The sequence below is a fragment of the Streptomyces sp. WM6372 genome, from assembly GCF_001279655.1.
In the GTDB taxonomy this organism is placed as follows: domain Bacteria; phylum Actinomycetota; class Actinomycetes; order Streptomycetales; family Streptomycetaceae; genus Streptomyces.
In genome coordinates this window covers 61,061-75,411 of record NZ_LGDB01000104.1, presented here as the reverse complement: position 1 = coordinate 75,411, position 14,351 = coordinate 61,061, and the positions used below count along the sequence as shown (strand labels likewise).

Below are 14,351 nucleotides of genomic sequence, written 5' to 3'. Positions count from 1 at the left end.
GCGGGGCCCCGGCGGGCGGCGTGGCGCGGCAGGTCACCCCTGGCGGGACAGGTCCTGCCCAGTGGGTTGACGGTGGCGGCTGCCGGATCGCGGTCAGGTGCTTGCCGTACTCCGTCGGCCACCCGGCCGAGATGCGAGGTGCCGCAACGTTAGGAGCCACCCGTAGCCTTGGTGCGGCGTTCCGGGCAGAGGCCTGCGGCATTCCGGGAACGACGCGCGGGACTGGCAGCGGGCCATGGGGAGGGGCCACGGGGAGGGGCCTTGAGGCCTCCTCATTGAACCGTGCTCAGCGCAGAAACCGGCTGCGGAGGTGGTGTCCTGCCCTGGGCTCAGACGGGCTGACTGCCGGTGCGCAGGTCGGTCGGGGTCATGCCGTACCGACGGACGAAGGCCCGCGTGAAAGTGGTCCGGTCGGCGAAGCCGGAGTGCGCCGCCACGCCGGCGATGGTGCGGTGTGACTGACGCGGATCGGTCAGGGCGCGGTACGCGGCCTTCAGCCGCTGGTCACGGATGAAGGCCGCAGGTGACGTGCCCGCCTCGGCGAACAGGTCGGCGGCGTAACGCAGCGAAATACCCTGGTGGCGGGCCAGGACAGAGGGAGTGAAGGCGGGATCGGTCAGGTTCTCCATCACACAGCAGCGCATCGCCCGCAGCAGCGCCTGCCTGCCCGTCGGGGCGGCGGGCTTGCCGTCAGCGGACGCCCGGAGCGCCGTGGCCAGGAGGTCGATGGTGGTCCGGCCGAGCTCGGCCCGCTGTTCGAGGGGCAACTCCTGCGAGACGGCGGCGAGCTCCCTCAGGAACACGGCGAACACCCGCCAGGCAGCTGCTTCGGCCGGCAGCGCCCGGCTCGACAGCTCCTCGATGTCTTCGACCCGGTCACGCAACGGCCGTCTGGGAACCTGCAGCACGATCTCCCGGCTGTCGGCCGGAAAGTGCAGCTGGTACGGGCGTGCGGCGTCGAACAGGGCTCCCGTCCCCGGCTGGAGCACCGCTTCCCGGTCGTTCTGGAGTCCGACACCGTCGCCGCCCAGATGCAGAGAGAACAGATAGCTCTCGCGGGGTTCGACCCGGGTCAGCCTGTCGGTGCGCAGCACCGCCGAGTGCCCGTGGGTACGGATGTCCGCCACGCTCACCCCGGGCAGCAGGACGGTCTGCTCGACCGAGCCGTGGAAAGCAGAGCTCATGTTCGTCAGCGAGAGCGGTACGAGGCTCTCGCCGAGCACCTGGGCCCATTCTTCGGCGCTGTTCGCGTGGAGCGCTCCCATGCAGGGGACTCTAGGAGACGGACATTACGAAACCATCTCTTCCGTGCCTCGGTCGCGCGGCCGCGGGGAGCCGGCCGGGCCTGGGGCAGGCAGAGAGGGCCTGGTCAGCCCGGCAGGGGCCGGCCGGTCCCGGACGTGTCACGTCCGTCTGCCAGTTTCTGCCATTCGCGCGGCGACATGCCGTAGGCGGCACGGAAGGCGCGGCTGAAGTGGGCGGGGCTGACGAATCCCCATCGGTGTGCGACAGCCGCCACGGCCGGCCTGCTCCGGCGTGGGCGGTCGAGCTCCCGTCGGCATTCCTCGAGACGGCGGCGCTTGATCCACCCTCCGACCGTCGCTCCCTCTGCCTGGAAGAGGCGCTGCAGATGGCGCACGGAGATGTGGTGGGCAGTGGCGATCGCCTCTGCTGACAGCTCCGGGTCGCCGAGGTGGGAGTCGGCGAAGGCCCGGATCCGCAGCAGCAGCGTCCGGCAGGAAGCGTCTGCTGCGGCGGCGTCCCTGCCGAGTCGTTCCGCGATGACGGTGGTGAGCAGGTCCACCGCGTTGCGGGCGAGCATCTCCCCGATCTCGGAGCGGTGGGTACCGGCTTCGGCGGCGAGGGTGGACAGAACAGGCACCATCATCGCGGCCAGGCCCTGGTCCGCTCCCATGGTGACGCCGGTGATCTGCCCCAAATCCGAGCTGCGCAGTGCGAGTGCCGACCGGGGTATCTGGAAGACCAGTAGCTGGAAGCGGTCGGGGAACTCCAGCGTGTAGGGGCGGGTCGTGTCGTACAGCACGAAGTTCCCCGGCTCCAGGGGCGCCGTCCGTCCGTCCTGGACCACCGCGCCCGTCCCGCGGCGCTGTAGGCCGACCAGCAGGTATTCGTCCTGGTCCCGCGCGATCAGATGTCTGCCGCGTCGGACCAGCTGCTGGTCGGAATCGACCGTGGTGATGCGCAGGCACCCGAGCCGGTCAGAGGCGACGGCCCCGCTGAAGGGCCCGGTCTTGGTGGTGGTGACGTCCGAGGGGACGAAGGTCTGCCAGACGGCAGCCTGCCAGTAGGCCAGCCTTTCGCCGGGCGGTACCGAACTGGTGGAGAGGACAACCGCCACCACGCCTCCTCTGTGAGCCGGCGAGACGACCGACTGAGGTCGCAGCCAGGTGTACCGAGCCGACCACACGGTATCCGGCCTCCTGCACGGTCCCGCCGGGGCGGTGTCCGTGGTCGCTCCTGGTCAAGTCTCCGTGCGCCCACGGTCAAAACTCGGGGGATGTTCGCTCGTATCGTCCAGACATGCTGGACCTGGCCCGAGAAGGAGTCGAGATGCCCAGAAATGGCCGGCAGGGCCACACTCCCCGAGTGCCCGCCTACACCGTCCGCTTCCCGGAGGAAACCAAGACGTTCGTGTTCGCCCAGTACGCCTGTCAGGCGCCGTCGGCCGAGGAGGCTGCGCGGGGCGCGGCCTCACTCTCGCAGCTGTTCACCGGGCCGTTCAAGCCCGATGTGCTGGACCGCGGCTCGTTCGTCGACACCGCAGGATCACACAACGTGGTGTGGCTGGCCTATTGGCACAACCCCGTGGCGTACAGCCTGTGGCAGGAATCCGGCACCGTCCGCTCCGCATGGGACGGGCTGCCCGACGAGGGTCGGGTCGGACACTGGCGCGAGACGTGCGTCATCCCTCTCGAGCGGAACGAAACGCTGCACAGTCACCGCCACGAGGACATCGCGACCAGCGGGCTGTCGCAGCACCCCGCGGTCACCATGCCGGAGACGCCCGTGCACGACTACTGGGGCGCCGCACGTGACCGCATAGCCGCCTCGGCCACCGAGACGCTGGAGCCCGAGCTTCCGGTGTTCCGGCCGAGCGTCCCCGCGGAAACCGGGCATCGCAGCCGACGCGTCACCGTCGAAATACCGGACAACGTCACACTGATTCGTACCGCGCAGGACTGGTCCGCCAGCACGGTGTACCGCGAGAAGTACCTGGCCGACGTCAAACCGGTCAAGGACCGCGGAGTCGACTTCCTCGCGGAGAACGCGGACTCCGGCTGCATCGCGGCCCGCAACATCCTCGAGGAGACGTCCGACGGCGCTCCGCTTGCCCGTGCCTGCACCATCGCCTGGTTCGCCTCGCTCGACCACCTCATGACCTGGTGCCGGTCCCATCGCACCCACCTGGAGATCTACGCCAGCTTCTACCAGATGGCCAGTGGCGGTGAAGGACCGCTGGACGTCGCGTTCTGGCACGAGGTTTCGGTCCTGCCCAGCGGGTCGGTCTCGGCCGAGTACGTCAACTGCCACCCGTCGACAGGGTTCCTGGCGCTGCCTGAACACCGCCACCGCGACACGGCGTCGAACACCTGACCCTTCTTCCACCCCACCACTCGCCGCCGAGGCTTGTGGCCCGTAATGCGACCGTCATCGCCCGCACGACTCTTCTGCCCTTTCGGAGGCACCTCACATGACCACCATCGTTCTCGTCCACGGCCTCTGGTCCGACGGCTCCGCGTGGAGCGACACCATCACCGAGCTCCGCGCCCTGGGGCACGAGCCGGTCGCCGCCCAACTGCCCCTGGAGTCCATGGAGGACGACATCGCAGCCGTACGCCGGGTGCTGTCCACCGTCGACGGACCGGTCCTCCTCGTCGGCTGGTCCTACGGCGGAGCGGTGATCACCAACGCCGCCGTGGGCCAGGACAAGATCAAGGCCCTCTCCTACATCGCCGCCTTCGCCCCCGTCGAAGGCGAGTCGGTCAGCGACATCGCCCACCGCAACCCCGGCAGCCTCATCCGGGAGAACATCAGGGTGACGGAGGACGGCCACTCCTACCTCGACCGGGCCGCCTACGGAAAGGTGGTGTCCGCCGACGCCCCCGCCGAGCGAACCGCCCTCGCCGCGGCCGTGCAGAAGCTCCCCCGGCTGGGCATCGACTCGGCCCCCTCCGGTCCCCCGGCGTGGCGCAACGTGCCGTCCCACTACCTGATCGCCACCCAGGACAACGCCCTGCCCTCGGCCACCCAGCGCGAACTGGCCGACCGCATCAACGCCAAGGCCACCGCATGGGACACGGGCCACGGCCCCATGTACGCCCGCCCCAAGGACCTGGCCACCTACCTCCACGACATCGCCAAGGGGCTGTGACGCACTCGAGCAGTCATGACTGAACGGCCGCCTCAACGATGGGCGGCCGCCCCCCAGCGGCGGCGCGACTTCGCGCCGCCGCTGGCTTCGTGCCGCCTCCGGCTTCGTGCCGCCGGCTACCTTGCCGGTCACTCGTGCTGTCGTCGTAGGGGATGGCATGGCTCCGCCCCGCAGCGCAAAGGCTCGCTGCGGGGTCGGGGATTCCCTTCCGCGGATCAGCCGAGTGGCAAACCGGTGTAGTTCTCGGCGAGTTCCGCCGCCGCGTGAGCCGAGGTCGCCACGCGTTCCAGCTGCGCGATCTGCAGTCGGGTCTCGAAAGCGGACTGATTCGGGTCCGTGTGCAAGGTGGTCGTCATGAAGTAGGAGAAGTGCTCGGCTCTCCACACCCTCTGCAGGCAGGTGTCCGAGTAGGTGTCCAGCAGCTCGCACGAGCCGGTGTTGCGCCACCGGGCCAGGGCACGGGCCAGCACGATCACGTCGGCGGCGGCCAGGTTGAGCCCCTTGGCCCCGGTCGGCGGCACGATGTGAGCGGCGTCTCCGGCCAGGAAGACCCGCCCGTAGCGCATCGGCTCGGTGACGTGGCTGCGCATCGGGAGCACGGCCTTCGAGGTGATGGGGCCGCGTTCCAGTTTCCAGCCGGGATCGCTGTCGGTCGCGAACCTCGCGTCCAGCTCGTCCCAGATTCGCTGATCGGACCAGGCGGCAGGGTCTGTGCCGTTGGGTACCTGGAGGTAGAGGCGGCTCACGGACGGAGAGCGCATGCTGGCGAGGGCGAAGCCGCGCTCGGAATGGGCATAGATCAGCTCGTTGTAGACGGGTGGCGCTTCGGCGAGTATGCCGAGCCAGGAGTAGGGGTAGGTCCGCTCGTAGGAATTCCGCAGGGAGGCGGGAACGGCATTGCGGGCCACACCGTGGAAGCCGTCGCACCCGACGACGTAGTCGCACGTCAGCGTCTGCTCTCGGCCTTCGTTGACGAAGTGGACGACCGGATTGGCAGTGTCGGCGCCTTCGATGGACGTCACCTGGGCCTCGAACAGCAGCGGGCCGCCTGCTGCGAGCTGGAGGGCTATGAGGTCTTTCACGACCTCGGTCTGGGCGTACACGGTGACGTTTCGTCCACCGGTGAGCGAGGGGAAGCCGATGCGGTGGGTACGGCCCGCGAACCGCATCTCGATGCCGTCGTGGGGCATGCCCTCGCGGTCCAGTCGCGCGCCGGCTCCGGCGGTGCGCAGCGCGTCGACGGTGGCCTGTTCGAGAATTCCGGCCCGCTGCCTCTGCTCGACGTAGGTGCGGTCGCGCCGTTCCAGCACGACGCTGTCGATTCCTTCGTTGTGCAGCAGTCTGGCCAGCAGCAGCCCGGCCGGGCCGCCACCGATGATGCCGACGGTGGTGTGCATCAGCATTTCCCTTCCTCGATTTCGTTCAGGATGCGGTCCGCCACGGCGAAGGCGGAGTTTGCGGCGGGCACCCCGCAGTAGACGGCGCACTGCAGGAGCACCTCGCCGATCTCCTGCGGGGTCAGCCCGTTCCGGACGGCGGCCCGGATGTGCATGGCGAGCTCGTCCTCGTGCCGCCCTGCGACGAGTGCGGTGAGGGTGATGCAACTGCGTGTGCGCCGATCCAGGAGGTTGCTGCTCCAGATCTCGCCCCAGGCGTAGCGGGTGATGAGGTCCTGGAAGGGCGCGGTGAACGGCGTGGTCCCCGTGACGGCCCGGTCGACGTGGGCGTCGCCGAGTACGGCGCGGCGGACGGCCATGCCGGGTGAGCAGGATGCGAAGTGGGCTTGGAGCGCACCGAGTACGGCCTGGGACTGCTCTACGTTCGCCAGGTGCGCGGCGTGGGGCACTTCGAGGAGCTGGGCGTTGCGGATCCCGTCCGCGAGTGCACGGGAGTGGTGGGTCGGGGTCGCCTGGTCGTCGCGTCCGGCGATGACGAGTGTGGGTGCCGTGACGCCGGCCAGGTCGGCGCGGAGATCGGTGCCGGCGAGGAGGTCGCAGCAGCGGGCGTAGGCCTCCGCGTCGACGGAACGCTGATCGGCGACGAGCGCCTCGTACCGGGAGAACGCGGGCGTGAACCAGCGCGCGGGTGCGTTCGCGGCGAGTGAGTCGGTGCCGTTCTTTCGCACGGTCTCGGCGCGTTCTCGCCAGGGCTGGGGATCCCCGAAGCGGGCCGATGAGCAGACGAGCGCGAGTGCGGTCATGCGACTGGGGTGGTGTGCGGCAAGCCACGTGCCGACGGCGCCGCCGAGGGAGATGCCTGCGTAGGAGAAGGCGTCGGCTCCGAGGCTGTCGGCGAGGTCGAGGACGAGTCTGCCCAGGGCTCCGATGCCGGACCCGGTGGGAAGCAGGCCGGCCGGGGAGCCGCCGTGGCCCGGGAGGTCCCAGCGCACGACGCGCCACTGCCGGGCGAGTGCCGGGACCTGGGGGTCCCAGACGGACAGCGAGGTCCCCAGCGAGGGGCCGAGGACGAGGACGGGGGCGTCGGCCGGGCCGTCGATGCGGTGGTGGAGTGCGGGGGTCATGGGGTGTCCTGGGATTCAGGGTCGGGAGCGGGCGGGTGTGCGTGGGTGCTCACGGGGCCGTGGCCGCGTGTGAGGGCGCGGTCGACCAGGGCGGGCGCGGAGCCCAGGTATCCGGCCGGGTCGCAGAGACGGGCAAGGGTCGTGGCGGGGAGCCGGGTCGTGAGCTCCGGGTCCTGGAAGAGGCTGGTGCCCTGCCGCGCGGCGCGGTGTGCGGCCGCGGTCACCACGCGGCGGGCCTCCGCGCGGCCCAGCGTCGGTACCAGCGCGGCCAGGACGTGCTCGGTGAGCACCAGTCCGCCGGTCAGTGCCAGGTTGGCTCTCATCCGGTCGGGGCGGACCACCAGGTCAGCGCACAGGTCCGCGGCCGCATGTGCCGCGCCGCCGGCCAGCCGCAGTGCCTCGCGCAGGGGCAGCCATTCCGCGTGCCAGGCTCCAGGGGGACGTTCGTCCTCGGCGGTCAGGGAGCCGAGGAGGACCGAGGCGAGCGCGGGCAGTTGGCGGGCAGCTGCCGCGATCAGCGTGGACCGTGCCGGGTTGCTCTTGTGGGGCATCGCCGAGGAGCCGCCGCCGGTGCCTTCCGCCAGCTCGCCGACCTCGGTGCGGGACAGCACCAGGACGTCAGCGGCGATCTTGCCCAGTGCGCCGGTGCAGGACGCCAGTGCCGCGCCCAGATCGGCGATCGGCGTGCGCAGGACGTGCCAGGGCAACACGGGTTCGGCCAGGCCGATCTCCCGTGCGAAGGCGGCCATGAGAGGCAGGCCCCGGTCGCCGAAGGCGGCCAGCGTCCCCGCGGCACCCCCCAGCTGCGCGGGCAGGGTGCCCCGGACGTGCGTCAGACGGTCGTGCGCGTCCAGCACGAGTGAGCGCCAGCCCGCCGCCTTGAGTCCGAAGGTGGTGGGGACGGCGTGTTGGGTGAGGGTCCGGCCGGCCATGGGCGTGTGGCGGTGACGGGCGGCGAGAGCGCCGAGAACGTCGGCCGTTCGCCGAAGGTCGGCGACCGCCAGGTCCACGGCCCGGGCCGCCACGAGCATCAGGGCGCTGTCCAGGATGTCCTGGCTGGTGGCACCCCGGTGGACGAAGTCGGCGTGCCCGGGGTTGCGTTCGGCGACGGCCGCGGTGAGATCGGCGACCAGGGGGATCACCGGATTCCCCCCGGCCCGGGCGCGCAGGGCCAGGGAGCGTGCGTCGAACAGGCCGGGCGTGCGGGCGACGGCAGTGACGGTCTGTCCGGCTTCCGGATGGTGGGCCCGCGCGATCGCCGCCTCCGCGTCCAGCATCGCCCGCAGGACGGCCTGGTCGCCCGTGGCCGCCTCGACCGGGGTGCCTGCCCACACCGGGGCGAGAAGCCCGACGTCTTCAGCGGAATTCAAGGAACACCGTCTCCTTCTCCCCTTGCAGGTGGATGTCGAAGCGGTAGGTCCGTGCGCCGTCGGGCACGGCGACCAGGGTGGACCTGCGTTCCTCCGGCAACGCGTCGAGCAGCGGTTCGGGCGCCGTCTCGTCGAGGTAGGCCCGTGTGAACAGGTGGTGTGTCAGCCCGCGTGCGAACACGCACACCGACAGGTACGGCGCGTGCTCCGGCGGTGGGAGGGTGCGTACGGCCCAGCGCCCGTCGGCATCGGTCGCCACGCGGCCGAAACCTGTGAAGTCCACGCCGTTGCGGCCGGCGTATCCCCCGGTGACCGGGTCTCGGCGCAAGGAACCGGCGCGGCCTGGGCCCTGCCAGAATTCGAGGAGTGCGTCCGGTACCGGGATCCCGTTCCCGTCGTGTACGCATCCGTGAACGGTGACCGCGGCGGGGTGCCCGGCGGGGGCTACGTCTCCGCCCCCGGGGAACGGGAGGGCATACCCGTAGAAGGGGCCGATGGTCTGCGAGGGTGTCGGGGCGAACGTCACCGTTCCTCCTCCGGGTCGGGGAGCGTGGCTGCCGGGCCGTCGAGGACGATGTCCCAGCGGTAGCCGAGGGACCATTCGGGGGTCGAGAGGTCGTGGTCGTACGTGGCGACGAGCCGGGCTCGCGCCGCCGGGTCGGTGACTGACTGAAGGATCGGGTCGTAGGGGAAGAGCGGATCGCCGGGGAAGTACATCTGTGTCACCAGCCGCTGGGTGAACGCCGTGCCGAAGAGCGAGAAGTGGATGTGGGCGGGCCGCCAGGCGTTGCCGTGGTTGCGCCATGGATAGGCGCCGGGTTTGACCGTGGTGAACGCGTACGTGCCGTCGGCCTGCGTCAGGCAGCGGCCGGAGCCGGTGAAATGGGGGTCCAGCGGTGCGGGATGCCGGTCGCGTTGATGCGCGTACCGTCCCGACGCATTGGCCTGCCAGATTTCGACGAGCTGTCCGCGAACGGGCCGTCCCGACCGGTCCAGGATCCGCCCGGTGACGGTGATGCGTTCGCCGAGCGGCTCACCCGCATGCTGCCGGGTCAGGTCCGCGTCGAGTTCGGTGACGTCGGTGACGCCGAATACCGGTCCGTGAAGTTCCACGGCCTCGGGGTCGCCTCCCACGAGGACGGGCGGTCGTTGCGGGTGCCGCAGGACGCTGCTGCGGTACGGGGCGAAGTCGCGGGCGGGGTGGCCCGCTGCCGGGGCGCCGTCCCTGGCCGCTTGCGCGGCGATCGCGTGCGCCGCGGTGATCTCTGCACTGATCTGCCGCTGGGTGGGAATCATGGGACCTGTCACCTTTCCAGGACGAGCGCCAGGCCCTGCCCGACGCCGATGCACAGCGCCGCAAGGCCGGTTCCGGCCCCTGCGGCGGCGAGCTGATGGGCGACCGCGCCGGTGATCCGGGCACCGGATGCGCCCAGCGGATGGCCGACGGCGATGGCGCCGCCGCGCGGGTTGAGGACGGCCGCGTCGAGACCGGGCAGCTGATCAAGACATGCCAGAGCCTGGGCGGCGAACGCCTCGTTCAGCTCGAGGGTGCGCAATTCGCCCAGCTCACGGCCCGCCTTCCGGAGAGCGCGGCGGACGGCCTCGACGGGGCCTGCCCCGAAGTACTGCGGCGCGATACCGGTGACGGCCGAGGCCCCGATGCGGGCGAGGGGTTCGCGGCCGGTGGCGCGCAGGCCGTTCTCGTCCACGAGAAGCAGTGCGGCGGCGCCGTCGCTGAGCGGAGAGGCGTTTCCGGCGGTGACGGTCCCGTTCGTGCGGAACGCCGGCTTCAGTCTGGCGAGCGCCGCCGACGAGGTGCTGTCGCGGATGCATTCGTCGCGGGTCAGGTCCACGCCGTCGACGGGGACGACCTCTTCGTCGTACAGGCCTTCGGCCCAGGCGCGGGCGGCGTTGCGGTGGCTGTCGAGGGCGAACGCGTCCTGTGCCTCGCGGTCGATCCCGTACCGCTCGGCGATGAGCTCCGCGCCCTCACCGAGGCTGACCGTCCACTCGTCGGGCATCCGCGGGTTGACCATCCGCCAGCCGAGGGTCGTCGAGTACATCTGTTGGTGGCCGACGGGGAACCCGTGCTCGGGCTTGCGCACCACCCAGGGGGCTCGGCTCATCGACTCCACACCGCCTGCGACCGCGACCGACGCGTCGCCGACGGCGATGGCGCGGGCGGCCTGGACGACGGCCTCCATTCCGGAGCCGCAGAGCCGGTTCACCGTGGTGCCGGGCACGGTGACCGGCAGTCCGGCGAGCAGGACGGCCATCCGGGCCACGTCACGGTTGTCCTCGCCCGCGCCGTTGGCGTTACCGAAGAACACGTCGTCGATACGGGCCGGGTCGAGTTGCGGCGTACGGGAGACGAGGGCTGCCAGTACCCCGGCGGCGAGATCGTCGGGGCGCACACCGGCCAGGGCTCCGCCGTACCGGCCGACCGGGGTGCGGACGGCATCGACGACGTACACGTCACGCAGACGGCCTGTCATGTCAGCTCCTTCGTGGAGGCGTCCCTGACGGGAGCCGCTGTGCTGTGGCGTACGTCGTCGTAGGTGACGCCGGGCGCTGTTTCGACGAGCACGAGCCCGTCGCCGGTCACGTCGAGGACGCCGAGGTTGGTGATGACCCGGTGCACGCACGCCCGGCCCGTCAGGGGAAGCGTGCACTTCCGGAGGATCTTCGGAGAGCCGTCCCTGGTGGTGTGGTCCGTCAGGACGATCACCCTGCGGGCGCCGTGGATGAGGTCCATCGCGCCTCCCATGCCCTTGATCATCTTTCCGGGTACGGACCAGTTGGCCAGGTCTCCGCCCGCGGAGACCTGCATGGCACCGAGAACGGCGGTGTCGATGTGGCCGCCCCGGATCATGCCGAAGGACAGGGCGGAGTCGAAGAACGCGGCTCCGGGCCGGGTGGTGACGGTCTCCTTTCCGGCGTTGATCAGGTCCGGATCCACCTCGTCCTCGTGCGGGTACGGCCCGACGCCGAGGATCCCGTTCTCCGAGTGCAGGACGACGTCCACGCCGGCCGGGAGGAAGTTCGGTACGAGGGTGGGCAGTCCGATGCCGAGATTCACATACGATCCGTCGGTGAGTTCGGCGGCCGCGCGGGCGGCCATTTCGTCGCGCGTCCAGCTCATCGGTGCGCCGCCGCCTTCCGTACGGTCCTCTTCTCGATGCCCTTGGCGGCCGCCTGCTCGGGGGTCAGCGGAAGCACCCTCTGGACGAACACCCCCGGGACATGGACGGCGTCCGGGTCGAGCTCGCCCGGTTCGACCAGCTCCTCCACCTCGGCGATCGTGACCCGCCCGGCCATCGCCGCGAGAGGGTTGAAGTTGCGGGCCGCCTTGCTGAAGACCAGGTTCCCGTGGCGGTCCCCCTTCGCCGCCCGCACGAGCGCGAAGTCGGTGGTGATGGCGTGTTCGAGGATGTGGTCGCGCCCTCCGAAGGTCCGCAGCTCCTTGGCGGGGGAAGGCAAGGCGACCGACCCGTCGGGGGCGTAGCGCCAGGGCAGTCCCCCTTCGGCGACCTGGGTGCCGACGCCGGCTGGGGTGTAGAAGGCGGGTATGCCGCAGCCGCCGGCGCGCAGCCGCTCGGCGAGCGTGCCCTGGGGAACGAGTTCCACCTCGAGCTCGCCCTGGAGGTACTGGCGGGCGAACTCCTTGTTCACACCGATGTACGAGCCGGTGACGCGGGCGATGCGGCCTGCGGCGAGCAGGATGCCGAGGCCACCGCCGTCGACGCCGCAGTTGTTGGAAACGACACCGAGGCCGACCGCACCCTGGGCGTACACCGCTTCGATCAGGACGTTCGGCACACCGCTGATGCCGAATCCGCCGACTGCGAGCGAAGCGTGATCAGTGATTCCGGCGACCGCCTCTGCGGCGGAGCGTTTGATCTTGTCCATGGAGGCTCTCGCCGCCCCTTCCGGTTGTTCGCCAGATGAACTAAGGTTCATTTTTGACTCGCCGCGAGTGTGCGTGCACCCGGCACGCATGTCAACGCCCCTGGAGCACCGAATGCAGGCCGACCTTCCCGCCGAAGATCCGACCACCGCACCTGCCGAGGCCGTGGGACCCCTGATGCGCGGCATCGCCGTACTGCGAGAAATCAGCGACGCAGGCGGCCGGATGTCCCTGAGCGATGTCGCCCGCGCCACCGGGCTCGCCCGCTCCACCATCGACCGGGTCGCCGCGACCCTGGCGCGCATGGGCTATCTGCGGCTCGACGAACATCAGGCGAGGCTCGCGCCCCGCTTGATGGAACTGGGAAACGCATACCTGGCCGCTCTCCACGTCCCGGGGCCGCTGCACGCGCTCTGCGAAAACCTGGCCGAGCAACTCGACGAGTCGGTGTCCCTCGCAGTCCCCGACCGTGACGGCATCCTCTTCGTGCACCAGACCACCCGGCGGCGTGCTTTGTCGCTGACGTTCCGCATCGGCGACCTGCTCCCGGCCGAGCGCACGGCGCCCGGTCCTCTGCTCGCTGCGACGAGCTGGACGGAGGAGGACTGGGCCGCGTGGCACCGGCGCCGGGCCGCGGACCCGCAGGACCGGGCGTTCCCCTACGTACCACCGCGATTCGCAACGGACCGCGCCAAGGACTTCGCAGACTTCGGGGAACGGGCTGCTCTCTCCGCGAAGGACGGCTATGCCGTGGACGACCAGCGCATCGAGCCCGGGCTGATCGCGCTCGCCGTCCCCGTGCGCGACGCCCGGGGACGGGTCGTCTGCGCGCTCAGCATCGTCAGCCACACCAGTCGGCACAGTGCCGACTCGCTGCGAAGGGCCGTACTGCCCCGGGCACGGAAGACCGTGGCCGCGATGGAGCGCACGTTGCTGAGGTCCGGGCCCACAGCAGCGGAACCGAGCACGGAACTCGCCGGCTGGACCGCCGCCTCCAAGCAGGAGCTCGGCGCGGAGTTCGTGGAGTCCCTGGCCCGCGGTCTGACCGTGATCACGGCTTTCGGCGAGGGAAGGGCGCAGCTCCCGCTCAGCACGATCGCCGAGACCACCGGACTCGCCAGGGCCACCGCGCGCCGCGCCCTCATCACCCTGGAACACCTCGGCTACGTCGCCTCACGGGACCGTCTCTTCCACCTCACCCCGCGCGTACTCTCACTCGGCTATCCGGGCCTGTCGCGTACGACGCTCCCCGAGATCGCCGTACCGCACATGGCACGGCTGGCCCGGACCGTCCACGATTCCACGTCCCTCGCCGTCCTGGACGGCGACGACGTCCGCTACACCGCGCGCGTCGCCGTCGAACGCATCATGGACGTCAACATCACCATCGGCACCCGCTTCCCCGCGTACGCCGCCTCCATGGGGCGTGTCCTCCTGGCCGGGCTTCCCGAGGGGGAACGCACGGCCTATCTGGCCCGTACCGGCCTCCGCCCCTTCACTCCCCGCACGGTCACAGAGCCCGACTCCCTCCGCACACTCCTCCTCCGCGTCCGGCACGACGGCTACGCCCTGGTCGACGAGGAACTGGAGGAAGGCCTCCGCTCGATCGCGGTGCCCGTCCACGACAGCTCCGGACGCACGGTCGCCGCCCTCAACGTCGCGATGCACAGCAGCCGCCGCACGGCATCCGCCTGCGTAACCGACATCCTCCCGGAACTCCGCGCCACCGCCGCCGACATCGAAGCCGACCTCCACATCGCAGCCCGCTTCACCCGGATCCCGGAGGCCTGACACCCGGCTGCCGGTGTCACGCGGAACGGGACCCGGCGGGGCGGTCGGCGACGAACTGGAAGCGGTTCACCGGCGCGTCTCCCCGGCGAAATTGCGTGATCCTCTTCTCGTGGCGGGGAGCTGTGGGACGAGCACGCAGCCGACAGGTGATCTCTCCGCCAAGGATGCGGCGGAATCCTCCGGCAGAACATGACACGTGGGCAGCTGAGACCTGTTCGTGACCATTGAAAATGGGTCAGTGCGGCGACCAACCGCGGTCAGGGTTTCGCTACTTGACTCCCTTTGCCTTTCGCCTGCACGCTTCATCTCCCCAAGAGGCCAAGGAGAGTGCACCGTCCGCGTTCCGAACCACGGGTACAGGTCGTTGCG

The 14,351-nt window shown here is 70.5% G+C and carries 13 protein-coding genes; 3 read left to right on the top strand and 10 right to left on the bottom strand.

The annotated features are described in order from the left end of the window. Positions 1-329 precede the first annotated feature (329 nt). Positions 330-1,265, bottom strand: a complete 936-nt coding sequence (locus tag ADK52_RS09490; protein ID WP_053689326.1) for a helix-turn-helix domain-containing protein — start codon at positions 1,263-1,265, stop codon at positions 330-332. A gap of 104 nt (positions 1,266-1,369) precedes the next feature. Beyond that, positions 1,370-2,359, bottom strand: coding sequence for a helix-turn-helix domain-containing protein (locus ADK52_RS09485; RefSeq protein WP_053689325.1), 990 nt, complete (start codon positions 2,357-2,359; stop codon positions 1,370-1,372). A 248-nt stretch (positions 2,360-2,607) separates the two neighbouring features. On the opposite strand from ADK52_RS09485, the gene ADK52_RS09480 reads away from it, so the two are divergent. Both ADK52_RS09480 and ADK52_RS09475 read left to right on the top strand, forming a co-directional pair. Next, positions 2,608-3,615 (top strand): phenylacetaldoxime dehydratase family protein, encoded by a 1,008-nt coding sequence (locus ADK52_RS09480; protein WP_234343590.1) that lies wholly within the window; start codon positions 2,608-2,610, stop codon positions 3,613-3,615. 97 nt (positions 3,616-3,712) lie between these two features. Then, on the top strand, positions 3,713-4,393 hold the full coding sequence (locus ADK52_RS09475) for an alpha/beta fold hydrolase (RefSeq protein ID WP_053689323.1): 681 nt from the start codon (positions 3,713-3,715) through the stop codon (positions 4,391-4,393). A gap of 215 nt (positions 4,394-4,608) precedes the next feature. Here the strand turns inward: ADK52_RS09475 and ADK52_RS09470 are convergent, their stop codons facing one another. Genes ADK52_RS09470 through ADK52_RS09435 form a run of 8 tightly spaced genes read right to left on the bottom strand, consistent with a single transcriptional unit; the run spans position 4,609 to position 12,193 of the window. Continuing rightward, positions 4,609-5,790: a 4-hydroxybenzoate 3-monooxygenase gene (locus tag ADK52_RS09470; protein ID WP_053689357.1), complete on the bottom strand. Its 1,182-nt coding sequence runs from the start codon at positions 5,788-5,790 to the stop codon at positions 4,609-4,611. Further along, on the bottom strand, positions 5,790-6,914 hold the full coding sequence (pcaC, locus tag ADK52_RS09465; RefSeq protein ID WP_053689322.1) for a 4-carboxymuconolactone decarboxylase: 1,125 nt from the start codon (positions 6,912-6,914) through the stop codon (positions 5,790-5,792). The genes ADK52_RS09470 and pcaC overlap by 1 nt, the downstream gene beginning before the upstream one ends. Continuing rightward, positions 6,911-8,284, bottom strand: coding sequence for a 3-carboxy-cis,cis-muconate cycloisomerase (gene pcaB, locus ADK52_RS09460; RefSeq protein WP_053689321.1), 1,374 nt, complete (start codon positions 8,282-8,284; stop codon positions 6,911-6,913). Before pcaB ends, pcaC begins: the two co-directional genes overlap by 4 nt. Beyond that, positions 8,271-8,810 (bottom strand): protocatechuate 3,4-dioxygenase subunit alpha, encoded by a 540-nt coding sequence (gene pcaG / locus ADK52_RS09455; protein ID WP_053689320.1) that lies wholly within the window; start codon positions 8,808-8,810, stop codon positions 8,271-8,273. The genes pcaB and pcaG overlap by 14 nt, the downstream gene beginning before the upstream one ends. Next, positions 8,807-9,580 (bottom strand): protocatechuate 3,4-dioxygenase subunit beta, encoded by a 774-nt coding sequence (gene pcaH, locus ADK52_RS09450; RefSeq protein WP_053689319.1) that lies wholly within the window; start codon positions 9,578-9,580, stop codon positions 8,807-8,809. Before pcaH ends, pcaG begins: the two co-directional genes overlap by 4 nt. An 8-nt stretch (positions 9,581-9,588) precedes the next feature. Continuing rightward, complete coding sequence (locus ADK52_RS09445; RefSeq protein ID WP_053689318.1) at positions 9,589-10,779, bottom strand: thiolase family protein; 1,191 nt, start codon at positions 10,777-10,779, stop codon at positions 9,589-9,591. Further along, entirely contained in the window at positions 10,776-11,426 is a 651-nt protein-coding gene (locus ADK52_RS09440; RefSeq protein ID WP_053689317.1) for a CoA transferase subunit B, read from the bottom strand. Before ADK52_RS09440 ends, ADK52_RS09445 begins: the two co-directional genes overlap by 4 nt. Beyond that, positions 11,423-12,193, bottom strand: coding sequence for a CoA transferase subunit A (locus tag ADK52_RS09435; protein ID WP_053689316.1), 771 nt, complete (start codon positions 12,191-12,193; stop codon positions 11,423-11,425). The genes ADK52_RS09440 and ADK52_RS09435 overlap by 4 nt, the downstream gene beginning before the upstream one ends. Positions 12,194-12,305: 112 nt before the next feature. Here ADK52_RS09435 and ADK52_RS09430 point away from each other — a divergent pair, with 112 nt between their 5' ends. Beyond that, the gene (locus ADK52_RS09430) at positions 12,306-13,982 is read left to right on the top strand and encodes an IclR family transcriptional regulator domain-containing protein (RefSeq protein WP_053689315.1); all 1,677 of its coding nucleotides are present in this window, start codon (positions 12,306-12,308) and stop codon (positions 13,980-13,982) included. Positions 13,983-14,351: the final 369 nt, after the last annotated feature.